General features: G+C 47.1%; 25 protein-coding genes. 8 read left to right on the top strand and 17 right to left on the bottom strand.

Annotated elements, in window-relative coordinates:
- Nucleotides 1-90 precede the first annotated feature (90 nt).
- From AAIH57_RS04950 to AAIH57_RS04925, 6 genes are all read right to left on the bottom strand, one after another.
- A complete protein-coding gene (locus tag AAIH57_RS04950; protein ID WP_430020755.1) occupies nt 91-402 on the bottom strand; it encodes a Dabb family protein in 312 nt (103 codons plus the stop codon).
- Nucleotides 403-588: 186 nt separating this feature from the next.
- Nucleotides 589-840, bottom strand: a complete 252-nt coding sequence (locus AAIH57_RS04945) for a type B 50S ribosomal protein L31 (protein ID WP_095287054.1) — start codon at nt 838-840, stop codon at nt 589-591.
- Between the two features lie 143 nt (nt 841-983).
- Nucleotides 984-1,250, bottom strand: coding sequence for an HPr family phosphocarrier protein (locus AAIH57_RS04940; protein ID WP_312884356.1), 267 nt, complete (start codon nt 1,248-1,250; stop codon nt 984-986).
- Nucleotides 1,251-1,418: 168 nt separating this feature from the next.
- A complete protein-coding gene (locus AAIH57_RS04935; protein ID WP_430020754.1) occupies nt 1,419-2,486 on the bottom strand; it encodes an NAD(P)-dependent alcohol dehydrogenase in 1,068 nt (355 codons plus the stop codon).
- Nucleotides 2,487-2,564: 78 nt separating this feature from the next.
- Nucleotides 2,565-4,703, bottom strand: a complete 2,139-nt coding sequence (locus AAIH57_RS04930) for an alpha-glucuronidase family glycosyl hydrolase (protein WP_430020753.1) — start codon at nt 4,701-4,703, stop codon at nt 2,565-2,567.
- On the bottom strand, nt 4,700-6,919 hold the full coding sequence (locus AAIH57_RS04925; RefSeq protein ID WP_430020752.1) for a glycoside hydrolase family 52 protein: 2,220 nt from the start codon (nt 6,917-6,919) through the stop codon (nt 4,700-4,702). The genes AAIH57_RS04930 and AAIH57_RS04925 overlap by 4 nt, the downstream gene beginning before the upstream one ends.
- A gap of 218 nt (nt 6,920-7,137) precedes the next feature.
- On the opposite strand from AAIH57_RS04925, the gene AAIH57_RS04920 reads away from it, so the two are divergent.
- Entirely contained in the window at nt 7,138-8,052 is a 915-nt protein-coding gene (locus tag AAIH57_RS04920; RefSeq protein WP_430020751.1) for an AraC family transcriptional regulator, read from the top strand.
- Between the two features lie 110 nt (nt 8,053-8,162).
- Here the strand turns inward: AAIH57_RS04920 and AAIH57_RS04915 are convergent, their stop codons facing one another.
- Both AAIH57_RS04915 and AAIH57_RS04910 read right to left on the bottom strand, forming a co-directional pair.
- Nucleotides 8,163-9,563: an aldehyde dehydrogenase gene (locus AAIH57_RS04915; protein WP_430020749.1), complete on the bottom strand. Its 1,401-nt coding sequence runs from the start codon at nt 9,561-9,563 to the stop codon at nt 8,163-8,165.
- Nucleotides 9,564-9,662: 99 nt separating this feature from the next.
- Entirely contained in the window at nt 9,663-9,965 is a 303-nt protein-coding gene (locus tag AAIH57_RS04910) for an ArsR/SmtB family transcription factor (protein ID WP_430020748.1), read from the bottom strand.
- Between the two features lie 248 nt (nt 9,966-10,213).
- On the opposite strand from AAIH57_RS04910, the gene AAIH57_RS04905 reads away from it, so the two are divergent.
- The 5 genes from AAIH57_RS04905 (at nt 10,214) to AAIH57_RS04885 (ending at nt 14,239) form a co-directional block, all read left to right on the top strand.
- Entirely contained in the window at nt 10,214-10,900 is a 687-nt protein-coding gene (locus AAIH57_RS04905) for a GntR family transcriptional regulator (RefSeq protein WP_430021335.1), read from the top strand.
- 42 nt (nt 10,901-10,942) lie between these two features.
- Nucleotides 10,943-12,010 (top strand): mannonate dehydratase, encoded by a 1,068-nt coding sequence (gene uxuA, locus AAIH57_RS04900; protein WP_430020747.1) that lies wholly within the window; start codon nt 10,943-10,945, stop codon nt 12,008-12,010.
- Complete coding sequence (locus AAIH57_RS04895) at nt 12,007-12,870, top strand: SDR family oxidoreductase (RefSeq protein WP_175398526.1); 864 nt, start codon at nt 12,007-12,009, stop codon at nt 12,868-12,870. Before uxuA ends, AAIH57_RS04895 begins: the two co-directional genes overlap by 4 nt.
- 240 nt (nt 12,871-13,110) lie before the next feature.
- A complete protein-coding gene (locus tag AAIH57_RS04890; RefSeq protein ID WP_175398525.1) occupies nt 13,111-13,839 on the top strand; it encodes a DUF421 domain-containing protein in 729 nt (242 codons plus the stop codon).
- Nucleotides 13,840-13,867: 28 nt separating this feature from the next.
- A complete protein-coding gene (locus tag AAIH57_RS04885; protein ID WP_175398524.1) occupies nt 13,868-14,239 on the top strand; it encodes a DUF4363 family protein in 372 nt (123 codons plus the stop codon).
- A gap of 72 nt (nt 14,240-14,311) precedes the next feature.
- On the opposite strand, the gene AAIH57_RS04880 is transcribed toward AAIH57_RS04885, so the two are convergent.
- The 6 genes from AAIH57_RS04880 to rpmG all read right to left on the bottom strand — a co-directional run bounded on the left by AAIH57_RS04880 (nt 14,312) and on the right by rpmG (nt 18,569).
- A complete protein-coding gene (locus AAIH57_RS04880) occupies nt 14,312-15,019 on the bottom strand; it encodes a M50 family metallopeptidase (RefSeq protein ID WP_430020745.1) in 708 nt (235 codons plus the stop codon).
- Between the two features lie 55 nt (nt 15,020-15,074).
- Nucleotides 15,075-15,542, bottom strand: coding sequence for a hypothetical protein (locus tag AAIH57_RS04875; RefSeq protein WP_175398522.1), 468 nt, complete (start codon nt 15,540-15,542; stop codon nt 15,075-15,077).
- A 170-nt stretch (nt 15,543-15,712) separates the two neighbouring features.
- Nucleotides 15,713-16,837, bottom strand: coding sequence for a metal ABC transporter substrate-binding protein (locus tag AAIH57_RS04870; protein ID WP_175398521.1), 1,125 nt, complete (start codon nt 16,835-16,837; stop codon nt 15,713-15,715).
- Nucleotides 16,824-17,717 carry a metal ABC transporter permease gene (locus tag AAIH57_RS04865; protein ID WP_430020743.1) on the bottom strand — a complete coding sequence of 298 codons (894 nt, stop codon included), beginning with the start codon at nt 17,715-17,717 and terminating at the stop codon, nt 16,824-16,826. Before AAIH57_RS04865 ends, AAIH57_RS04870 begins: the two co-directional genes overlap by 14 nt.
- On the bottom strand, nt 17,663-18,370 hold the full coding sequence (locus AAIH57_RS04860) for a metal ABC transporter ATP-binding protein (RefSeq protein ID WP_430020742.1): 708 nt from the start codon (nt 18,368-18,370) through the stop codon (nt 17,663-17,665). Before AAIH57_RS04860 ends, AAIH57_RS04865 begins: the two co-directional genes overlap by 55 nt.
- A gap of 49 nt (nt 18,371-18,419) precedes the next feature.
- Entirely contained in the window at nt 18,420-18,569 is a 150-nt protein-coding gene (gene rpmG, locus AAIH57_RS04855) for a 50S ribosomal protein L33 (RefSeq protein ID WP_024631975.1), read from the bottom strand.
- 199 nt (nt 18,570-18,768) lie between these two features.
- Here rpmG and AAIH57_RS04850 point away from each other — a divergent pair, with 199 nt between their 5' ends.
- Both AAIH57_RS04850 and AAIH57_RS04845 read left to right on the top strand, forming a co-directional pair.
- A complete protein-coding gene (locus tag AAIH57_RS04850) occupies nt 18,769-19,809 on the top strand; it encodes a permease (protein ID WP_430020741.1) in 1,041 nt (346 codons plus the stop codon).
- 104 nt (nt 19,810-19,913) lie between these two features.
- Nucleotides 19,914-20,912, top strand: coding sequence for a TIGR03943 family putative permease subunit (locus AAIH57_RS04845; protein WP_430020740.1), 999 nt, complete (start codon nt 19,914-19,916; stop codon nt 20,910-20,912).
- A 151-nt stretch (nt 20,913-21,063) separates the two neighbouring features.
- Here the strand turns inward: AAIH57_RS04845 and AAIH57_RS04840 are convergent, their stop codons facing one another.
- The 3 genes from AAIH57_RS04840 to deoB all read right to left on the bottom strand — a co-directional run bounded on the left by AAIH57_RS04840 (nt 21,064) and on the right by deoB (nt 24,693).
- Nucleotides 21,064-22,365 (bottom strand): pyrimidine-nucleoside phosphorylase, encoded by a 1,302-nt coding sequence (locus tag AAIH57_RS04840; RefSeq protein WP_175398515.1) that lies wholly within the window; start codon nt 22,363-22,365, stop codon nt 21,064-21,066.
- 305 nt (nt 22,366-22,670) lie between these two features.
- The gene (gene deoD / locus AAIH57_RS04835) at nt 22,671-23,378 is read right to left on the bottom strand and encodes a purine-nucleoside phosphorylase (RefSeq protein ID WP_430020739.1); all 708 of its coding nucleotides are present in this window, start codon (nt 23,376-23,378) and stop codon (nt 22,671-22,673) included.
- A gap of 136 nt (nt 23,379-23,514) precedes the next feature.
- A complete protein-coding gene (gene deoB, locus AAIH57_RS04830) occupies nt 23,515-24,693 on the bottom strand; it encodes a phosphopentomutase (protein ID WP_430020738.1) in 1,179 nt (392 codons plus the stop codon).
- Nucleotides 24,694-24,710: the final 17 nt, after the last annotated feature.

Below are 24,710 nucleotides of genomic sequence, written 5' to 3'. Positions count from 1 at the left end.
CTTCCTTGGTTCAAGATCTACCAATATATAAAATTCTTCATGACTAAAACGATTTCGAATATTCCATTTGCTTGCCATAAGGGCTGTCTTTTATGCCAGATCCTCATGCTGAATCAGATCAATTTCCTGAAAACGGCTAACTTCCTTTTCCCAACGTTCTTCCACATATTTGCGGTGAACCGGGTGATCATTATAAGCATCATAAGCCGCCTGATTGGCGAAAACCATTGAGAAACTGTAGTCAAACTCATTTTTGGAGCTTACCTGGCGCAGTACCTGAAAATTCTCCACACCCGGAATTAATGCAAGCGTATTCGCACTTTCCTTCAAAAAAGCTTCAGCCCCCGGTGTATCCTTGCCATCGTAAAGTGTAAACGTCACCATATGTGTAATACTACTCATCTCTATTTCCTCCTCCAATATGATTTCACTCTATTTCCTAGTTTACCTCTGATTGATATGTAAGCGCAATCCTTAATAAAATGGTTTAGAATTGGATCGTTCATATGCAGTCATATTCCCATTCTTGAAACAAACAAAAACCCCGAGAACAAATTCCCGAGGTTTTTCTTGTCATCTATGGACAGACTAGTTTTTAAGGTTGTATTTACGGTTGAACTTGTCAACACGACCACCGATGTCCACGTTTCTTTGTTTACCAGTGAAGAACGGGTGGGATGCGGAACTAGTGTCCACACGGATTACTGGGTAAGAGTTACCGTCTTCCCATTCCATAGTCTCGTTCGAGAATTTAGTCGAAGAGCTCAGGAATTTGTAATCAGCACTTGCATCGTAAAAAATTACGGTTTGTGTCTTTGGATGGATATCAGCTTTTGGCATAATCTATTTACACTCCTTTAAATGGGTACTTCCTTGAATAGAACTAAATTTTATTATACTCTTTTTTTGGACAAAGTACCAGCAGGAATTGAAGAAACGATAAATTAATTTACAATACGCCACAATCCACACCTGATTTAACTTTACGTTATACCTTTCTCCAGTACATTCAGCATGTACTCCAGAGCCTCCAATTCATCTCTTCCTCTTGTCTGCAATCTGACTACACTGCCGTGACGGATCGGAAGAAGCGCCATACCAAGCAGGCTTTTGACATCTACACGATGCTCATGATCAGACCCCACAAACGACAATGAAATATCCGAGGCAAAACGTGACGCTTGAGAAGATACAGACATCAAATCATCCCGGTGAAAATCAGAGTGAATCGTAAATTCATGTGTTCTCACAATCTTCAGTTCCTTTCGCTAAGTAGCTTACCAACTTGAGTGGTTTGTAATATTTTATATATTAAAATCTCCATGAATTATACCACGTTATGGAAGCTTGTATCATCTTTATTGGCGAAAAAAAACAAAAAAAGAAGCCCCCAAAATCGGGACTTCCTTCGCACCGACTCACATGCCGTTTGGATATACCATCACTTTCAGACTGCCGCTCTTGTTGTGAAGTGCCCGTTCCATCGCTTGTTGAGTTTCATCCAAAGTGTAGCGGTCAGTGATCAAGGACATCACATCATGCTGACCAGAGCTTAGAAACTCAATACCTGCCGGATACGTGTTGGCATATCGGAAAATACCGTAAATATCAACCTCATTGTCCGCGATAAAAGGGACATTCAGTGCAATTTCGTCCTGTGCCGGCAAGCCTACGATGGCCAGTTTGCCTCCCCGCCTTAATGAATATAATGCAGATTGGAGTGCCTTGGGGTTCCCTGCAGTTTCCCACGCTGTATCAACGCCAACCCCGCTCGTTAACTCACGGATGACTGCGATTGCATCTTCGTTTCGCACATTAACGGTATGCGTGGCTCCCATCCGGCGAGCGGCTTCCAACCTGACCTCTTCCAAGTCCGTAACAATGATCTTGTCGACACCGAAAGATTTTGCAGCAGCCACTGCCATCAGTCCGACTGGTCCCATGCCCATAATTGCAAGTGTTGTTCCAGGAGCCAGCTTACTGCGACGTGCTGCATGAATGCCCACTGAAAATGGCTCGTTCATGGCTGCTTCCTCAAAGGACAGATGATCCGGGATCGGAAAAACCATATCTTCTCGAATGGTCATGTACTGAACAAATGCACCATCCACCGGAGGCGTTGCAAGAAATTGTACATCAGGACACAGGTTATATCGTCCTTCCTTACAAGCCGGACAGCGTCCGCAAGTGACGCCTGGTTCAATAGCGACCCGATCCCCAGCCTTCAACCGCGTTACGGTAGAGCCTACAGCGGCAACGATACCTGCGCATTCATGCCCGAGAATGATCGGCTTCTCTACTACAAATCTGCCGATTCTTCCATGTTCAAAATAATGTACATCCGACCCGCAGACGCCCACTGCCATGACCTGAATAAGAACTTCGTCCTCTGCAGGCTGTGGTACAACCTGTTCTTCGATGATGATTCGTCCCGGTTCAGTCATTACAGCTGCTTTCATGGACTCTGGTAATTGATGCTGTCCCATACGTTTCCGCCTCCTCATGGTTGCTGATGATGTCCCTTATAATTTAAGAAGACACGGTATGTGTGTTTCCCGGCTCTATTAATAAATGGTTCGCCCCTGTTCGTCCTCAATACCGCTCTTGCGATAGAAATACGTATTGATCATATCCCGCCATTCCTTCGCATGTTCAGCCTGGTCTTCCTGACGCGAAGCAACCTTTTCAAATATTTCAGGATCTATTTTGCCCTCAAGCTTTCTCCATGTATCTGCCAAAACTTCTGCCTGCTCAGCACCTAAGAAGTGTGTGTCATAGATATGTTGAATGACCGTCTTGCCTGTATGCAGCACATGCGTATATGGAACATGGTGGAAAAACAACAACAGCTCATCGGGGCACGTTTCTACAGATTCATATCGTTCAGCGTTCTCCCGATGATACTGCGAAGTATAGCCTGTACCGCTTTTCACGGTTCGATCTACACCAATGCCATGACAGTCGGCAAAATGATACGTTCCCCATTTGGAATATTCGTAACCATCCACGTTGGGACCGTAATGGTGATCCGGATTAACCATCCAGCCTACTCCGAGTGGTGCCGTATAATTCTCATAAATGTCCAAAGAGTTTAAAAGCATGCCGGAGATCTGCCCAACCACCTCTTCATCGTGACCAAATGTAAGTCTGACCCATTCATCGGCGATCTCCTCAGAAGACAGCTCCGGATTCCAGGCAAGTCTGCCATATCCGTACAGATTGGCTTGGGCAAGCGGGTGTCCGGTCCAGCAGGCATCTGCACCAATATTGGATACGGCTGCAAAACCACTGTGAGGCCGGTTATACAGCGATCCATCTGCAATACGTTTAACTTCCGATCCTTGACCTTTGGCATACGTATCAAAATCCAAAACTACTTTCCACTGTGGAATCAGATAACACAAGTGCCGCTGCTGGCCCGTATACTCCTGAGTAATCTGAAATTCAAGGACCTGATTCGTCTTCTCCATCGCTCCAAACAGTGGGGAAACAGCCTCCCGAACCTGAAAATCCATCGGACCATTCTTGATCTGCAAAATGACGTTATCTGCAAATCGTCCATCCAGCGGCTTAAAGTGGTCATATGCAGCCCGCGCACGGTCCGTGGAACGATCACGCCAATCCTGCTTGCAGTTATAGACGAAGCAGCGCCAGATAACCAGCCCTCCAAATGGACGAAGCGCTTCAGCGAGCATGTTCGCTCCATCGGCGTGGTCCCGATTATACGTGAAAGGACCTGGGCGGTTTTCAGAATCTGCTTTGATCAGGTAACCCCCAAAATCTGGGATAGCGGCATATACCTTGGCGGTCTGGATATTCCACCATTCGCGTACCTGTTCATCCAGTGGGTCTGCCGTAAGCAATCCGCCAACCTCCATCGGGCTAGCATAGTTGGCACTGAGGAACAGTCGAATGCCATAGTCTCTGAATTCGGATGCCACCCGGGCAACATCGCTCAAAAAGCGTTCCGTCAGAAACAGCGTTTCACGCTGATGCACGTTGACATTGTTGATCGATATGGCATTGATACCGGTGGAGGCAAGCAGCCGTGCATAATCGCGAATGCGTCCGATATCACGTGTGAATTCTCCATTTTCATAGAAAATGGATTCGCCGGCATATCCACGTTCAATGCTGCCGTCAACGTTATCCCACTGGTTGATCATTCGCAGTGCATTGCGGGGCTGCTCGGTAATATAGCTCCATTTTTTCGCAGATGGATCTGTTTCACTTGAACGGCCTTGGTCCAGAACCAGCTCCCTAAGCAGATGGAATGTAGCATACAACGCACCTTGAGGTGTCTCTGCACCAACCCAAAGCCTGCCTTGTTCCTCGTCTTCTCGAATGACATACCCTTCGCCTTGAACCGCAGCACGCTCACTTTCACTAAAGGCTTGTGCAACGAATGGATTCTCTGACCATGTGCCAATCCATACACCTGGAGCATTCAAAGCCTGTTCATCCGCTTGGTTGACAGCTGTTACAGTCTTCGCTTTCACACCAAACAGTTTCTCCAGTCCCTGAGTTAGTTCTCCCAGAGCGGTAGAGATAACTTTGTGATTCTCAATCGCATATATTCGTTCCGCCCAGGCTGGGGCAGCCTTAATGCTAGCCCCTTGACGACTATAATCACCTGAGAGATATCCCAGCCAGGCATCATACTGGGGGCCGACCAAGCTTTTTTGAATGACTGAACGACTCATTGTACCGCCTCCTTGCTAGCATAGATCTGTTCCAAACGAGTGCCCTTGCCTTCAAGCAGCCACAGAATGGATGTGACTCCGCGCGGATAGTATTTGCTGCCCACGGCAACACCGGACAGGATCTGGTCACTCCAGCACCAGTACGACTCTTCCGGATGCAGCAGCCAGTTCACATGCGCCGCATCGGATGCCTGACCGGATTCATCCCACTCCATGCCCAGTAATTCTCTGGTAATAAACTGGGACAGATATATTTTGCTTAACCATGAGTTATTGCTTGTCGAGGAGAGCTTCCATCCCCCATCCTCAAACAGACAAGTACCTGGTACTAGGACAGTTTTGAGGTGAGTTTGGAGTGCTTGCAGGTAAGGACCGAACCGGCCGTTAGCATCGAGAGCACCTTCACAACCTGTAAAGTAAGGGAATACCAGACCTTCAATTGCCGGAATTATACGTGAATCGTTATTTTCCGCAATGACGGCTGGAATGTAGCCACCTTCCGTCAATTGGGCTGCAATACTCGCTGCACATCGGTCAGCCTGACGTCCTGCCTGAAGAGATAGCTCAGGGAGCTTCTCAGCGGCAAAGAGTTTTTCCAAAGCCACATATACAGCCCAGCATTTGCCCGCCAGATAAATATTGTTCCGCGATTGTCCAAGCGATACATCAAGGCTGTCATAAGTTGTTATTTCTGCTCCGCCTTTGGTTCGGGTGCTATCCAGTCCCATCAGTCCATTGCGCTGATCCTCATCCGGATGATCCCGGTTCAACATGCTATCGAAGCAATCCCGAATCACAGGAAGCATTTCCTTCACAAATACCTGATCCTTGGTCTGTTCGATGTACACCGTTGCACAGCACAGCCAGTTTACAAGTTCCTCATGGCTCATCTGAGAGAAACAATCGTCAATCCCCACGAGTTCATAAGCTGAATGTCCCGGACGAGAGAATACATTGGCTACACCAATATCATGGGTAAAGGTCAATCCGCCTGGATACTCCTTCTCTTCCCCAGGGAATCGAACCTGATCGGTATAACTGTAACGTTTAACAAACCACTCGAGCTCGTTACGAACCGTCCAAGGGTTCAAAGCGAGTTCGAAGTACAGCTGATCTGCTGTCAGATCAAGGGTATTCATCATCCGGTATTCCCCTTCATTGACGATCCAGAACGGTTCGCCATCCGCATCCAGTAGTTGTGTACTTGCATAGTAACTATGGATGGAATGAGCGAGCATGAATGCCTGATCATCCGACAAGGCAGCCGTTCCCAGACGCTGTTCTGCCTCCACACAAGAAGAGGTCAGTGCATCGAAACGATCCAGCGCATACTGCCCTGCCTCTTGAATATCCTCGAAATAGCGGGTGTACCAATACGTCGTGTCCAAACCCGAAGTGACAATTCCACCGCGATAAAAACATACCGCAAACCGATATGTACGCTTCTCTCCGGCTGGAACCTCCATCAACAGTGCAGCCGTACCACCCAGGCCAAAGGCCAAATTCTCCACGTGTTTTTCCTGTAAAATTTTATCCAATGTGAACCCGAGAGCTGGCCACAGACCGTCATCAGCAGACATAATCGCTGTCAGCCTGCCTTGTCCAACTCCTGTAAGCTTTCCACCTTCAGGTCCACCAATCATGCGCATCGCAGAGTACGGGTCATTACCCTGATAGCCAAAATATGCTTTGCGTGCCTGCTTCCCTTGCGTATTATCAATTGTCATCTCCACGAGAACCGCTGGCACCAAAGCGTCTTTTAATTCTTCGAGATCACCACTCTTCGGTTCGGGTACGGGACGTACAGGCGAATAAATCCGGAAGGTAAGATCTCCTGCTGTCCACGTATCGGTTCCGGACTTGAATTCACGCGTAATTTCATCATCCCGAAAAGTTGAGATCAAGGGACGTTGAGTTGGGGTTGAAGCTGCTGATTGTGACGCTGATCCTGCCTCATCTCCTGAAGCGTTATCCGGATTTTCCAGTTTTTCGACATCGTAACGTACACTCTCATCCTCGGTCGCTTCGAAGAACGGCAGTGCCTCATAATGTCCACCATCACGGGATTGTAATCCGATATATATATTTTGGTCTGCAGGTTTTCCCAGCTCTAAGCCGAGACCACCTTTGGCACCCTTATATCCAAGTGTAAAACTTGCAAAAGCCCCAATCGGTGAATGATGGGCGTTATAAAAAATCGATTTGGATGTGCTCATGAACGATGACCCCTCTCAAAATGGTTTGCATGCGTTTTCATAGCCTCATCCTACCACGGGCATTCTGCCCTAGACCATGGACAAATCAATCGGATATTTACCCAAATCAAGCTGTTGTATTATAATAAATTAAAGCGATTACATTTTCGAATGTTTGCAAACGATCCGTTAGATCCAGCCTGTCATTTCGATTCATACTATTATAAAGGAGGTTTCCAATGACTTCTACGTACTTGCCTCCCGCTCTTGGTGAAAGTGTGCATGAAGTGTTCTACCCGGATGTGCAAACCACCGTCAATCTGTTCGCCATTCATCTGCGGAGTGTTGGAACAGACTGGAATTACCCGGCGCATGAACACCCCCAATACGAGCTGAACTATGTGACAGAGGGTGTGCAGCACATGACGGTTAACGGTCAGTTGTATACACAAAAGGCTGGCGAGCTGCTCCTGATTCCTCCGGGAAGCGTTCATTCCAGCCAAAGCCAGAACGGCCAGGGATTCACCTATTTCTGCATGCACTTTGATATCGATGATCAATTATTCCTTTCATTACTTGCCCGAATCAAGCAGGTTCTCTTTCATGCAGACAACCCGGTTACGTTAAAAATTGAGCCAGTCCTACGGAAATTAATGAGTTCCACAAATGAAGATACAGCTTCAAATACGATGGTACAGCGCATGCAGCTGCAGTCCGCCGTGTTTGAATTGTTCGGCCACCTGTGGGAAGCTGTCTCCCACGAGGCTGCGCACCTGTTTAATGAAGGATACGAGCGGATTGAACTGGCCCACCAGATTCGCAATCGTCTGCAAGGACTGGTGAGCCAACAGTTTAAACAAGGCCATGAATCGGATACCCACTATGGAATTGACGACATTGCAGCCGAGCTGGGGATCAGCTCCTCGCATTGCAATCGTGTGTTCAAGCAGGTATTCGGTCAGTCTCCGCGGGCAGTGCTCTCCGAAATGGTTCTGCACGAAGCGAAGGTTCTGCTTGGAAATCCGAAACTGTCGGTTCAAAGTATCGCAGCCATGCTCGGGTACAGGGATATTGCCCATTTTAGCCGCCAATTCAAGCGTTGGTCAGGCATGTCTCCGTCACGGTACAGACAGGAACAACCCGTCGTGCAGTGAGTCCGATTGTAGTATCGCGAAGCAGAGTAGCATGCAATTATAGAAGAATAGAAGCATTTTGATCCATATCATGGAGATTGGAAGCCGTTTATTGGATATATGCACGAATCTTATTTTAACAGTCGTTTAATCGTCTTCAGCTTGCCTTCATATGGCGGGTACAAAATGGACAAATTCAGTTTCGTGCTTTTTTTAAGCACACTTTTCATGTGGGAGAAGGTTTCGAGGCTATAGCGCCCGTGATAAGAACCGATTCCCGAGTGCCCTACACCTCCAAAAGGTAATAGCGGGTTGGCTACATGGGTAATCGTATCATTAATACAGCCGCCTCCAAAAGATACTTCACTCAGCACTTTCTCCTGAATTTGTTCATCTGATGTAAAGAGGTAAAGGGCCAGCGGCTTGGGACGTTTTAAAATTCCGGCAATCGCTTCATGAATGTTGTCATAACTGATGATCGGCAGAATCGGTCCGAAGATCTCATCCTCCATGCTGGCAGCTTCCCATGACTCGGCATCAATGAATGTGGGTTCAATGAAACGATCCGCTTCATCAGCATGGCCACCATAGATCACTTTATCTTGATCCCGTTCGATCAGGTTCGTTAATCGTTTAAAATGAACTTGGTTGACGATTCGTCCGTAATCCGGATTGTGCTGAATGTCTGTACCGAAGAACGATTTTACCACTTCTTTCATCTCAGAGATCAGCTGTTCCTTCACCTGTTCATGCACAAGCAGATAGTCTGGTGCGATACAGGTTTGCCCTGTATTAAGCAGCTTGCCCCATATGATGCGCTGGGCAGCCACTTTAATGTCCGCCCTCTCGTCCACAATGACCGGGCTTTTGCCACCAAGCTCCAACGTGACGGGAACGAGATTTTTGGCTGCTGCCTCCATGACAATTTTTCCTACCGGCACACTTCCAGTAAAAAAGATATAGTCAAATGGAGCGTTAATAAGAGCTGTTGTTGTATCCTTCGCTCCTTCCACCACATGTACGTAGGCTGGTTCGAAAACCGAGGCGATCATTTCGCGAACAACTGCTGAGACGGCTGGCGTGTTTTCTGATGCTTTTAACACTGCGGTATTTCCCGCGGCAATGGCACCAATCAACGGTTCCATCAGAAGCTGAAACGGATAGTTAAACGGACCGATGATCAATACCGAGCCATATGGCTCGGGAATAATGTAGCTTTTGGAGCCGATCAGGGCCACGCGGGTTTTTACTTTGACGGGTTTAACCCATTTCTTCACTTTTCGTATTGTGTGTGTAATGCTGTCCATCATAAAACCGATTTCGGTCGTATATGATTCAAACTCACTTTTACCCAAATCCTGATACAGTGCTTCAGTTAGCCTCGACTCATACTTCTGAATAGCCTGTTTCAGATTAGTTAAACGTGCAATCCGGGTCTCTGCCGAACACGTGGCTCCCGAGTGGAAGAACTGATGCTGCTGCTCCAAAATGAGCTTTACCTCATGACTGTCTAGTTCACGCAGGGTACTCATATTTCAACTCTCCTCTACATATTATTGATGAAAGGTTTAAACGAACGAACATATTGACGAGGCTGCATGCCTGTTTACATGAACGAGTGTAATTACTGGCTACAGACATTCTTTTTCCAGCGCTGCAACCAGTTCTTTCAACCGCTCGACAGACGGCTTCAAGGAAGCGGAATAATAACGCTGAGTGCCTTTTTGTTCTACCGAGATTAGCCCTTTTTCAAGCAGCAATTTGAGATGGTGGGATATCGCGGGCCTGGACAGGCTGGATTGTTCGGTGATTTCATTAACGGTCATCTGGCCTCGCTCGGTTAGTGTGAGTAAGATTCCTTGGCGGTGGTTATCACTAAGCACCTGGAACAAAGGAATGCAGGAATGGAAAATGGTTAACGCTTCTTGTCCCATGGTTTCACCTCGATCAGTTCATTATTATATTACTGGCTCTTTCCTAACTGTCAGTTGGTTTAAACATTTAAACGCATATGATTATTGTACCCTCATCGTGAACAAATCTCAATAATTCTACACTTTCGTCTAAAATGACATAAAAGCGCTTCCATACTACCATACTTGTATGGTAGTATGGCAATAAAGGAGTTGAAGTTGTGGAATATCCCCCAAAGTTCTCATCCAAAGCCGGTTTGTCATCTTCCATAAATGGTCTGTCGTCCAAGAGTAAGCAGTCCTCCTCGACACGGGATGTGGTCTATGCCACGTTGAAGCAATTGATTCTAAGTCTCAAGTTGCCTCCGGGAACGGCCATCTCCGAAAAGGAGATATCGCTCGAGTTCCAGGTTAGCCGGACCCCTGTTCGGGAGAGTTTTGTAAGGCTTGCTCAAGAAGGTCTGCTTGAAGTGTATCCCCAGCGAGGTACATATGTTTCCCTGATTCAGGTAGATCTCGTAGAGGAAGCACGCTTCATGCGCGAACAGCTTGAACGAGCCGTGATTCGGCTTGCATGCTTGCAGTTTCCAGATCGGGAGATGCAGGCTTTGGAGCAAAACCTTGCTCAGCAGCAGGCATGTTTGCTCAAACCGGATGATGAACGAATGTTCCAACTGGACGAGGAATTTCATAGCACCCTTTTTGCAGGTTGTAACAAAAGCAAGACATGGACCGTGATCCAGCAAATGAACGTGCACCTTAATCGGAGCCGCATGCTTCGTTTGTCATCAGATCACCAGTGGGACCACTTGATCCATCAGCACCGGTCCATGGTGGAGTCCATTCGGCAGCATGATGCCAAGACGGCAGAGCGAATTATGCAGGAGCATCTTCATCTGACTGTCACGGATTTGGCCATCCTGCGGGATACGTACCCTTCTTATTTTCAACAATGACAAGTCCTGCTCCTTCTAACTACACTTGATGAGGTGAACGTGATGAAAATGGTTTTTCGCTGGTTTGGCGAAGGCAATGATACGGTGACGCTTGATCATATCCGGCAGATTCCGGGTGTGGAAGGCATCGTATGGGCGCTGCATGATGTACCAGCAGGTGATGAATGGCCGATGGAGAAAATTTTGGCTGTCAAAGCAGCTGCGGATCAGGCAGGATTGCATCTGGATGTGGTGGAAAGTGTCAATATTCATGAAGATATTAAGCTGGGTCTGCCTACACGGGACCAATACATCGCCAATTACAAAAAAACGATGGAAAAGCTCGCTCAGGTTGGGGTAAAAGTCATCTGTTACAATTTCATGCCCATCTTCGACTGGCTGCGTACGGATCTTCATAAGGAAATGGAAGACGGCTCCACAGCCCTCTTCTATGAGAGCAGCAAACTTGCGGATATTGAACCGCTTGAGCTCGTTCGGCGTATTACTGAAAATTCCGCATTAACCATGCCTGGCTGGGAACCTGAACGGCTGCAGTACCTAACAGGTCTCTTTGAAGCCTATAAAAATGTGACAGAGGAAGATATGTGGGAGAATGCCCGGTATTTCCTGCAGGAGATTATTCCTACGGCGGAAAGGCTCGGCATTCGAATGGCTATCCACCCGGATGATCCGCCATGGCCTATCTTTGGATTACCGAAAATTATTATCAGCCAGGATAATCTTCGCAAATATCTAAACCTTTATGACAGCCCTTCCAACTGTGTAACTTTATGCAGCGGCTCTCTTGGAGCGAACCCGGCGAACGATATTATCGGCATGATTCATGAGTTCCGGGACCGGATTCCGTTTGCTCATATTCGCAATGTCAAAGTGTATGAAAATGGCGACTTTATTGAAACCTCACACCGCAGCCAGGATGGTAATGTGGATATTGCAGGTGTGGTTGAGGCTTATCACGACATCGGTTTTGAAGGATATGCAAGGCCGGACCACGGACGTCATCTCTGGGGTGAACAGTGCAGACCGGGTTACGGTCTCTACGATCGCGCTCTGGGCATTATGTATCTCTGGGGCGTCTGGGATTCTCTGCAAAGGAGGGCAAAAGCATGAGCAACTATTTATCTGAACCATCTTCCCGTCTGAAAGGCAAAACGGCTGTAATTACAGGTGGTGCCGGTGTGTTGTGCCGTTCCATGGCTGAAGAACTTGCACGACACGGGGCCCGTGTCGCCATTCTCAATCGTACTGTATCTAAAGGCGAAGAAGTTGCTGCAGCAATTGAAGCTTCTGGTGGAATAGCCATTGCCGTTGCTTGTGATGTAACCCAATCGGATAGTGTGAAGGCCGCTGCGGCGACTGTACTGGAACAGCTGGGTCCCTGCGATATTCTGATCAATGGTGCAGGCGGTAATCATGCCAGTGCCAATACCACCAATGAAATTTTCAGAATGGAGGATCTCGAACAGCCTGAGGTTACTACTTTTTTTGACGTCAGTGTGGATGGGTTCCGTCAGGTGATGGATCTCAATTTTGTGGGATCTCTTATTCCTACCCAGATCTTTGCAAGGCAAATGATTGAGCGTGATGTTCCCGCTACTGTCATTAATATTTCGTCCATGAGTGCACCGTCCCCCATGACCAAAGTTCCAGCGTACAGTGCAGCCAAAGCGGCAATCAACAATTTTACACAGTGGCTTGCCGTGCATCTTGCCGAATCGGGTATTCGAGTAAATGCCATCGCACCAGGATTTTTCCTGACAGAGCAAAACCGCAACCTGCTGCTTCATCCGGATGGCTCTCCTACGGAACGCTCCAGCAAAATCATTGCGCATACGCCAATGCGCCGATTTGGCAAACCGGAAGACCTGCTCGGTACGTTAATGTGGCTGGCAGATGAGAAACAGTCTGCATTCGTCACAGGCACCGTCATCCCTGTCGATGGTGGATTTATGGCATACGCTGGCGTATGAATGCTCTCTTAAACTTTTGAATATAAACGATAAGCTACACTAGCCAAATTTGGCTGATGTATCGCATGTAGACCCGAAACCAGTAGTGCAAACCCGGTTTCGGGTTTTTGCGTATTCAGAATAAGATCATCCAGCCAAGGAAAAGCTTGTATTAGTCCAAAAAAATGCTTGGCGGCCTAGTCGTTTTGAAAGAACAGATGACATGCACCCGTTTGCCAAGCGAAGGAAGGTGATACATACATGATGGAAGAAACATGGGTTGTTGCTGTACGCTCCATTATCGCTTTTTTGACCCTGATCATCTATACAAGAGTGCTTGGCAAACAGCAGATGGGCAACCTGACGTATTTTGATTACATTAACGGCATTACCATCGGCTCCATTGCAGGTACTTTTGCGACCGACTTATCCTCTAAAGCATGGATTCATTTCGTGGCTTTGACCATTTTCACCATAATAACGATCATTTTTCAATTCATTACCTTAAAAAATCGAACCATCTCCAAACTGATGGACTCCGATCCCACTTTAGTGATTCAGAACGGCAAAATCCTGGAACAGAATCTCCATAAAATGCGTGTAAAGTTTGACGAGCTAACCATGATGCTGCGGCAAAAAGATGTGTTTGACATTACGACATTGGATTACGCAATTCTTGAACCGAATGGTAGTCTCTCCGTTGTACTAAAACCTGAGAATCAACCTGTTACTGCCAAAGACATGCATATGCACCCACCCAAAAGTAAGCTGATGACCGAACTGATCATTGATGGTGTCTTGATCAAGCAGAATTTGAAGGAGCGAAACAAGGATATAAATTGGCTAACGGAACAGTTGAAAAAGCAAAATATCACGGTCCAGGACATTGCTTTCGCGGCTATTTTGCCTAACGATAAATTGTATATCGACCTTTTCAAAGATCAATTTCAAGAAAAAACGGATATGGGCGATTACAAGGGACCTTTCTAACGTTCAATATTTGCAAGGAGGCGGCTGAATGAAAACCCGTTTTTGGTTGCTGTATGTGGTTCCAATTTTTTTACTGATTTTGTTTGTGGCTATCATGGTCAGTGGACCCTTTCTCAAAAAGCCCTTTGGCGCAGATGATCGGTTGCTGGAATCCGTACAAACGCTGGAAAAGCAGGTGAAAGGGAAACAGTGGACTGAAGCCAAGTCTCAAATTGATTATGCGATGCAGGCCTGGGATCGAATCGTCAACCGCATTCAGTTCAGCGTGGAGCGTGAAACGATTTATGATATTCTGGGTACACTCTCACGGATTAAAGGTGGGGTTGCCGCCGAAGATGATAAGGCGATTATGGAAGAGCTCCATTATTTCTACGTATTATGGGAAAACCTTGGCGACTAATGGTGAGACAAATTCATTACGTAAAGGAAAAGGCACCTCCTTTATTTTAAAGGAAGTGCCTTTGTCTTGCGTTTAAACGTTTCGCTGACGTAATCCCCGTGAGCGTGGCTTGCGTACCGCACCCTCTTTGCGGAAAAAAAGACTCAGGGCGCCCTTCGCACACCAGAGAGAAAATAACGCAAATAGGGTTCCCCAAAACAGGGCCGGCAGGAAAGTCTGCTGTGCGAGATTGGCTGCATCTCCTGCCCGTGAAGGCTGCGTCCAGGACATCAGTCCGACATACATGGCACTCACCACGGACTCTTCCAGCGTCAGGAAAGCCAGTAACAGATAATAGAACTTCACTATTTTGGCGCCAAAAATCATCATCACGACATTCAGGGCAATGAACCCTGTGAGCCATAACATCCCGAACTCTCCTCTTACGTATAACAAAAGAGATACAAGTGCAACAGCGGTCATGATGCCCAAACCCCAGATGTGCAAGCCTTTGCGATACAAGTAGAATAGTAGCCAGGCAAATAGTGATGCCGTTATATATCCTGCCAGAGACACCAATATGGATCTGCCTGGTGTCAGCATGGATGAATAGGTAACGCCGCTGTGATCCGCGTATAATTCGATACGCAGGACTTTTCCTGATAATAGCAGGGTGACCAACGCATGGCCGAATTCATGAATCATCGTATCCAGATTTCGGAACAACGAAGAAAACGGAATAAAACGTGTGAGAAAAACGGAAGCCACCAGAAACAATATGGTTTTGAGCCATTTATTCAATTCTGTATCCCTCCTTGTCTCCGAGTAACAATTCCCAACGTTTATACTACGCTTCTTAGCTCAACTCGTTTCGTTCCATGAAATGGGCAGCACAATATTCCATCCACCAGCAGAAACTTCGATTGTGTCCTATGAAAAAAGAAGACATATCATACCGTCCCCTCTCTACTTCCAGTGTAACAAGCAGTCGATTTCGCATACGCTTCAGCGCATATTGAACAAATTGATCTGCAGTTTCAGTTTGCACTAGTGTAACATAAGCATACAGCGAATGGTCTACAGGTTCATCAAGCGGACTAACACCTGCACACGAAAACTCGGTCTCTACACCAGCTTGCTGAAGCAAGGATAGTGCCTTGAGCAGCTCCGCATCCACTTCTACTCCGTTCCACACCACTGTTTTCTTCGCTGATATCGTATGTTTTTCACGCTCCGTCCAGTGCATAAGCTCCTGCTTGCGTCTTCTCCAAAGATGGGGTGGCTGCTGACTTAGCAGAATTTCCTGTTCTTCACTTCGTTCCATATGCGTCTTCTCCTCCTGTAACCCCAATCGTTCTCCGGTCCCCTTATACAACGAAAAGAGCACATCACTGTGCTCTCTGCGTGGCAAAAGGCAAAGGAATGGCATCGCCATTCCTCAGCATGTTGTATCATTGTACCTCTTTCGATGACTGGCATCAAATGGATTTATGTTTATTCATTCAGTGCCCGTTCCAGGGCATCCAGATTCTGCTTCATAACACTGATATAGTCCATTCCTGCTGCAATCTCCTCTTCGGTTAATCCTTCAATCGGGTTCAACACAGCCGTTTGGGCACCGACTTCACTGGCGATGGTCTCGGATACTTTGGAAGATACCAGAGTTTCGAAGAAAATCGTTTTGACCTGGTGTTCCTTGGCAAAATCAATAACGGATGCCATCTGTGCTGCAGAAGGCTCTTGTTCTGGAGATAAACCCGCAATCGGCACCTGTTTCAGTCCATACTGCCGGGCAAGATACCCGAACGCTGCATGCTGAGTAATGAAATCTTTTCGTTTGCTGTCTGTCACAGCTGCTTTGAATTCCTGATCCAATGTTTCCAGTTTGGCAATGTACGCATCAGCATTTTGCTTGAACTGTTCAGCATGCTCCGGTGCAGCCTTCGCCAGTCCTGCTTCAATATTCCGCACCTCCTGAATGGCCAGAACAGGCGACAACCACACGTGCGGGTCAAGTCCACCATGATCATGTGTGTGCCCTTCTTCTGCCTCAGTATCATGTTCGTGGTCATGGTCTTCTGTAGCGGCTTCATTGGCATGCTCGTGATCGTGTTCTTCAGTGGCTGCTTCTTCACCATGATCATGATTATGGTCATGCTCTTCTGCAGTTGCTTCATCTGCACTTGACTCCCCATGATGATGGCCATCTTCTACGCCTTCAAGCAGATCAATGCCTTGGCTTGCTTCTACTTGTACAAGCTTGTCATTACTCAGAGTATTCTTCACTTGATCGATCCATGATTCCATACCAGCGCCATTATAGACGAGTACATCTGCTTTCTCGATGCTTGCTATATCCTGGGGTGTTGGCTCCCAGTCATGGGGCTCCATTCCGGCTGGAACGAGTGTATGTACATCAGCCAGATCGCCTGCTATATTTTTGGTGAACTCATACATAGGGTAGAAACTGACTTGTACGTCCAACTTCTTCTCAGTCGCTGCCGGAGCGTTTGCCGAAGCCGCATCCGATTCGGATGCCGTTTTCGTTTGACCGCAGCCGGCTGCAATAAGTGTGAGACTGAACAATAGTCCCAATGTTGATCTTTTACTGAATTTCATGTGGTATATTCTCCCTTGATTGTATGGATATAATTGCGTGCTGCTGCTTTCTTTCCTTGCGATGACGCTTACGGTTGTATTGTTGAATCAGCTTCTGTGCTGATATTCCAGTCAATAGAAAGGCCAGCAGAATGAGGGCGATCGTCCCTCCTGGGGGTGTATTCAAGTGGTAAGATGTTGTCAACCCGCCGAAGATCCCGATTAACCCGGTAAGGACGGCGATCACTATGGCTGCTGCGAAGCTGCGTGAGACTCTCAGAGCCAGCGCAGCCGGCAGCACAATTAGGGCAGATACAAGCAGTACACCGACAATGGGCATGGCTGAAGCAACCGTCAGACCCGTAAGTACTGCAAATGCAAACGATAAACCTTTGACCTGAATGCCTCCGATAGAAGCTGTCTCTTCATCAAACGTCAAATTGTATAAAGGTCTACGTAGTACAATGAAAAAAATCAAACCGGTCACACACACCGCCGCCATCATCCATAGCTGTGTATCGCTAACAGCTACAATGGATCCAAATAAATAGGAACTAAACGTCTTGGACAGACTGGATTTCAGACTCATAAGCACAACAGCTAGCGCCAAGCCTGACGTCATGATGATCGCTACAGGGACCTCACTGTAAGTCAGGTAATTACGCCGCAATTGTTCCACCAGCAGTGCGCCAATGACTGCGATGGCAAAACCACAAATGACTGGATCAAGGTTCAAAACTGAACCAAGTGCAACCCCGGCAAGTGAAACGTGAGACAATGTATCCGACATTAATACCTGACGCCGAAGCATCAGATAAACACCCAGAATGGGAGCTATGATTCCAATCAGTCCGCCTGCCCAGAAAGCACGCTGCATGAATTCGTACTCAAACACTGCCATTCCTCGCTTTCTTGCCGTTCCAGGACAATGGTTCGATCCAATCGGTTGCCCATCTCTTCCAGACCATGTGTCACCATAATAATCGTCAGCCCATGCACATCTGCATAGTGACGCATCAGATTATGGAATCCTTCCCTGCTGCGGCGGTCCATTCCCGTTGTGGGTTCATCCAGTACAAGCACTTGGGGCTGTCCTGCCAAAGCTCTGGCAATGCATATTCGCTGTTTCTGCCCACCAGACAGTTCACCTATCCGCGTATTCCGGTGTTCCCACATGCCTACCTCTCGGAGACTTCTCTCCACGATAGCTTCCTGTTCAGCTCTGAATCTGCGGAAGAGACCAAGCTTGCGGTAACATCCGGATCGAACCAGTTCAATGACTGTACTGGGAAATCCGCTATTAAACGATGCCACCTGTTGGGGCACATATCCGATCTCCAGTTTGCTGCCACGGATGTTCTGAACATTCATATGTACCGTGCCGCTCCAGGGCTGTAACAGCCCCAGCAGCAACTTCAGCATGGTTGTTTTCGTAGAACCGTTCGGGCCGGTAATGCCTACGAACTCACCCACGTGAATATCCAGCGACAGATGGTCAATGACAGGCTCTTTGCCATAGCCAAAGACCACATCGCGCATGGAGGATAGAATCATGACGTTTCCTCTTTTCGTAAGTATTACGATGTAGAAAAGACAAAAAAATTTACCTTGTTTCCCGGTGAATGGTCATTTTCTTCAAACGCGGTGAGTATTTTTTCAACTCAATCCGTTCAGGGTGGTTACGCTTGTTCTTCGTTGTCGTATAGTTGCGGTCTCCGCACTCGGTGCAGGCTAAGGTTACAATCACTCTCATGGTAGTGCCTCCTTTGGTTTAATCGTAATATTTACTATTAACACGTCAAACTATACATGACCCTTCTTTCGTTTGTCAACTTTCTGGTAAAGAGAATTATTAAATCGTAACAATTATGATTAAAATGGCAAAGCGTGTGTATGTTGCTGAATGTACAGGCATATAGTTTATTAAAAGTCCGGTTGTGGAGGTCTGCCTAATGAAGCTTGCGGCCAATCTGAAGCTCCTCTCATTCCTTATTCCCTGTGCCTTTCTTGTTCCCGTGATGATTACAATGGCTCCGGATCTCAAACAGGCATGGAACAGTGAAGCTTTGCAAAATATGAAAACAGTATTCATAGGCATCTTCCTTGAAGCAGTCCCATTTCTACTGATCGGTGTACTACTGTCTTCGCTCATGCAATGGTTCGTATCCGAAGAAATGGTACGCAAACTCACACCAAAGAATCCCATTGGCGGTGTGCTGGTGGCTGGATTGCTCGGGATCATATTCCCTATCTGTGAATGCGGCATGATTCCAGTAGTACGACGGTTGATGCATAAAGGAATGCCAGCTTATATCGCGGTAACGTTTATTCTTAGTGGTCCTGTTGTTAATCCGATCGTGTTTACCGCAACTTTACTAGCTTTTCCATCCCATCCCGAAATAACAATCGCCCGCATGGGACTGGCGTTTGCCGTCGCAGCTTCAATTGGGGGGCTGGTCTATCTTTTTGTTCGAAAGAATCCTTTACGTAAGCCAAAGGTTGCCGTGACAGAGGTCAAGACTCATCCTGGATTCAAAATGGCCCAACCCCATACGCATGCCGAAGGGCATGATCATAACCATACCCATGAGAAAAACTGGCGCAGCTTCTTCATTCATGCCGGAGATGAATTTGTAGATATGAGTAAGTACCTGGTCATTGGTGCACTGATTACAGCTTGCATTCTGACGTTTATCAGCCGCAGTGATCTGATTGCACTTGGGAACGGCCCTGTGGCCTCCTATGTATTTATGATGGGATTTGCATATGTATTATCTCTGTGCTCGACCTCTGATGCCTTTGTGGCTTCTGCGTTCTCTCATACTTTTGCGCTGGGACCGCTTTTATCATTTCTTGTTCTCGGGCCCATGCTTGATTTTAAGAGCACACTCATGTTGCTTTCCACCTTCCGCACAAGGTTTGTCATTGGGTTAAGCATGGCCATTATTGTTCTCGTCTTCGCCGGATCGTGGTTGATAAACCTTCTGGTATAGGATAAAAAACAAATTACATTCCGGTATTCATACATCATGAAGCAAGTGGAAAATTAAATTCTGCAGCATATATGTTCACTTCAATAATGATAAGAGGTGATTAGATGACTCATCCTGCATCCTTTCAAATCCATACTCCCAGCTCCAGAAGACATGCCGTTCAATGGCACTCATTGATTCGTGCCGTCTGGATTGGTGGTCTTGCCGTATACATCTTCCATTTGAACGCAAATGATTCTCTTCACTATTATCTGGCCCCTACGATGCAGCGACTGTTATTATGCAGTCCTATACCGCTTTTGTTCATCGCGGTCGTTATGGCTTGGCATGCACTCATTGGTCATGGTCAAGTCCATTGTGATTGTGAGCACCCTCCTCCGTCCGGGTGGTTTCGCAGTTCGATGACCTACAGTCTGATTATGTTTCCCTTACTGCTCGGTTTTTTGCTGCCCGATCAGGCACTGGGCAGTTCGATGGCTAGTCAGAAAGGCATGTCGCTGTCTTACACCCCGCCAGAAATCCGGCGTAAAGAGCCTGCACCCGAAGATACGGTCAAATTGGATATTCAAGATCTTGCACAAATTCAGACGACCGTTGTTTCCGGGTCAGCCAGTAAAGTGCAAGTGCAATTCATTCCTCCCGATGAATACAGCCGTGAATTCGCTGAGTTGGCCGAAAAATTGTATGCCGAATCGATCATCAAAGTATATCCAGAAATATTTTCAGAAACGCTTGGGACCATCGACATGTTTCAGCGTCAATTCGCCGGCAAGGAGATCTCCCTCACTGGATTTGTCTATCGTGATCAGAGCATGAATCACGAATCACACTTTGCGCTCGGTCGTTTCCTTGTCATGTGTTGTCCTGCAGATGCGGCGCCCTTTGGAGTCATGATTCACATCCCTGACGCTGATACATTCCCAACCGACAGCTGGGTACAAATAGACGGAAACATCGGTTCCGCTCAGGTAAATGGCAAGGACACCATTGAGATTCGGGCAACGAAAATAACTCCTGTTTCCGAGCCATCCACCCCGTATATTTATACCAATGCGGATTCCGTAATGACCTATGATAAACTGAAGGGCAAAAGAGAGGGATAGCTCAAGCTCAAGCTTAAGCTTAAGTTTAAGTTTAAGTTCTGGATCCATTCTCACTTTCAAAAACAAGGAAGAACCCGAAACCATAAAAATATGGCTTCGGGTTCTTCGGTTTCAGGTTCAATATGAAAAACCTCTTGGCATCACCTGATATTTATTCCGTTACGATATCATGAACGAGCACAGGAGCATCAGCATGATCTGCAATCGTAATATTTTCTTTGATCTTGGCAATCACGTCTGCCACATCCTCACGATTGGCATGGATCGTTACCAGTGACTCGCCAGCTTTGACCGGGTCGCCCACTTTTTTGTTAAGCATCAATCCTACGGCAAGATCAATCTCCGATTCTTTCGTTGCACGCCCTGCGCCAAGCAGCATCGCAGCGGTTCCGATTTCGTCAGCTACGATTCCGGCAACATATCCATCCTGATCAGCCGGGACTTCAATCAGATATTTCGCTTGTGGCAGACGATCTGGATGATCTACAACTGATGCATCGCCACCCTGGTTTGCCAGGAAATGCTTGAATTTCTCCAGTGCCTTCCCGTTCTGGATCACTTCTTTCAACTTCTCCTCAGCTTGTTCCAGGGAGTCTGCTTTGCCAGCGAGGAATACCATTTGACGTCCAAGAGCCAGACACAGTTCTTCCAGATCTTTCGGTCCTTTGCCTTGCAGCGTCAGAATCGCTTCTTTTACTTCGAGGGCGTTACCGATGGCCAATCCGAGTGGTTGAGACATGTCGGAGATAACCGCCATCGTTTTGCGCCCAACATTGTTACCGATGCTTACCATGGCATGTGCCAGTTCTTTTGCATCTTCGGTTGTTTTCATAAAGGCACCCGCACCTGTTTTCACATCCAGTACGATGGCGTCTGCACCCGCTGCAATTTTTTTGCTCATGATGGAGCTGGCGATCAGTGGAATGGAGTTGACCGTTGCTGTAACGTCACGGAGTGCATAGAGCTTTTTGTCAGCAGGCGTAAGGTTTCCGCTTTGACCAATAACCGCTACCTTGTGTTCGTTAACGAGCCTGATAAACTCTTCCTTCTCCAGCTCTACGTGGAAACCGGCAACGGATTCGAGTTTGTCTGTCGTTCCGCCTGTATGGCCCAGACCGCGTCCGGACATTTTGGCTACGGGAACATCCAGGGCAGCAACAAGCGGTGCTAGAACCAATGTTGTTGTATCGCCTACGCCACCCGTCGAGTGCTTGTCTACTTTGATGCCTTCAATGGCGGACAGATCAATCGTTTCGCCCGAATTTACCATCGACATCGTCAGATCTGCGCGTTCCTTGTCGGTCATATCCTTGAAGAATACTGCCATCGCCCAGGCGCTGACTTGATAATCCGGGATATCACCTTGTGTATATCCTTGAACAACAAAATCAATCTCAGCTGTTGTCAGTTCTTTTCCGTCACGTTTTTTGGCAATAATGTCTACCATTCTCATGATGATCTCTCCTTTGTTGTGGTGGGTATTTACACGGTCACTCCGATGGCAGAACAACCTTCCGACCGCTGTTATCCCCAGATTTTTCGATTCCCTTTTTATAAGGGGAAAATCCGGTGATAAAGGCGGACGCTTCACTTCTTCAGGTTCCTTCTGCCCTCTCCGTTATCGTGTAATTTTGTTTGTTGTTGTGGTGAAAACCTTGAGATAGAGTCGAGGCGCTTCGCATCTTCAAAATGGATCCGTTTCCTTCACTACGTGCTAATAACAAAGTTTCAATTCAAATCAATGGATATTAGCGTAATTTACAGCGTGATTGCTGTTTCAAGTGCTACAACCATCATGTCGTTGAACGTTTTTTGACGTTCTTCGGCAGTGGTTTCTTCGCCTGTCAACAAGTGGTCGCTCACAGTCAGGATCGTCAATGCATTCACGCCAAACTTGGCAGCAATGGTGTAAAGGGCTGTCGTTTCCATTTCCACACCCAGTACGCCGTGCTGCATCAATTTTTCTGTAACGGAACGATCGTCGCGATAGAATGAATCGGAGCTAAATACGTTCCCGACATGGATCTTCAGACCTTTTTCTGTTGCGCGGTCATATGCTTCTTTCAACAGGGAGAACGTTGCAATTGGAGAGAAATCATATCCGCCAAATACAAGCTTGTTCATGCTGGAATCCGTACAGGAAGCTTGTGCCAAAATGACGTCACGAACACGTACATGCTCCTGCATACCTCCGCATGTTCCCACACGAATGAGGTTTTTGACGCCATATTCGCTGATCAATTCGTTGGCATAGATGGCGAACGATGGAATCCCCATGCCTGAACCTTGTACCGAAATACGGTGTCCTTGATATGTACCGGTGAAACCAAGCATTCCGCGAACTTCGTTGTAACAAACCACATCTTCAAGATACGTATCTGCAATAAACTTTGCGCGCAGCGGGTCTCCTGGCAAAAGGATCGTTTCTGCGATATCTCCAGGTTTGGCTCCGATATGTGTACTCATGGTTAAATCTCCTCCAGTTTATCCATTGGTTTAGTGATGGCCAGGAACCGGAGCGGCCGCAGCTGCTCCATGGTTACCTGAACCATTCTTTATTAATTTATCTAGCGACTTTATTGCTTCCGTTGACTACGGAAATTTATTTTAAATCTTTCAGGAAGCTTGTACCGTACTCCGGCAGTTTAACACCAAAGTTGTCAGCAACCGTTGCGCCAAGATCGGCGAATGTGCTGCGCAGTTCAAGCTGCTTGCCCTTGCTGAAGCGAGGGGAATACACAAGTAATGGTACATACTCACGTGTATGGTCCGTACCACGGTACGTTGGGTCGTTACCATGGTCAGCTGTAATGATCAGCAGGTCATCGTTCGTCATTTTGTCAAAAATCTCAGGCAGACGCGCATCATAATCCTCCAGGGCTTGAGCATATCCTTGCGGATCACGGCGATGACCAAACAATGCATCGAAATCAACCAGGTTCAGGAAGCTGAGACCTGTGAATTCTTCATCCATCGTTTCGGACAACTTGTCCATACCGTCCATGTTGGACACCGTGCGAACAGACTTGGTTACCCCTTCTCCGTCATAGATATCTGCGATTTTACCAAGGGCAATGACGTCAAATCCTCCGTCCTTAAGCTCATTCATAACTGTACGGCCGAACGGTTTGAGCGCATAGTCATGACGGTTCGCAGTACGTTTGAAATTCCCTACTTCGCCAACAAACGGGCGTGCAATAATGCGGCCCAGCATGTATGGATCGTCGAGCGTGATCTCCCGGCAGAATTCACAGATTTCGTACAGCTCTTTCAATGGAACCACATCTTCGTGTGCAGCAATCTGCAGAACGGAATCCGCCGAAGTATATATAATGAGGGCACCTGTTTTTACATGCTCCTCACCCAGCTCATCAATAATTTCCGTGCCACTGGCTGGCTTGTTCCCAATGACTTTACGGCCTGTCTTCTCTTCAATGCGCTGAATCAGCTCATCCGGGAAGCCGTTTTCGAATACGCGGAAAGGCGTATCAATATAGAGTCCCATGATCTCCCAATGGCCTGTCATGGTGTCTTTGCCCCGGGACGCTTCCTGCATTTTTGTATAATACGCTTTAGGTGAATCCGAGACAGGAATGCCCTCAATTTCTTTAATGTTGGACAGTCCGAGACTTGCCATATTAGGCATGTTCAAACCTCCGCGTTCACGTGCAATGTGACCAAACGTATCCACATCGTAATCATCAAATTCTGCCGCATCCGGCGCTTCACCGATACCTACAGAATCCATAACAATCAGATGTACTCTTTTAAATGTTGACATAACTTACGCACTCCTTC

This window comes from Paenibacillus sp. MABNR03 (assembly GCF_050455445.1).
GTDB classification, from domain to species: domain Bacteria; phylum Bacillota; class Bacilli; order Paenibacillales; family Paenibacillaceae; genus Paenibacillus; species Paenibacillus xylanilyticus.
Note: the sequence above shows the minus strand (reverse complement) of the source record. Positions and strands in the feature narration are given on the sequence as shown.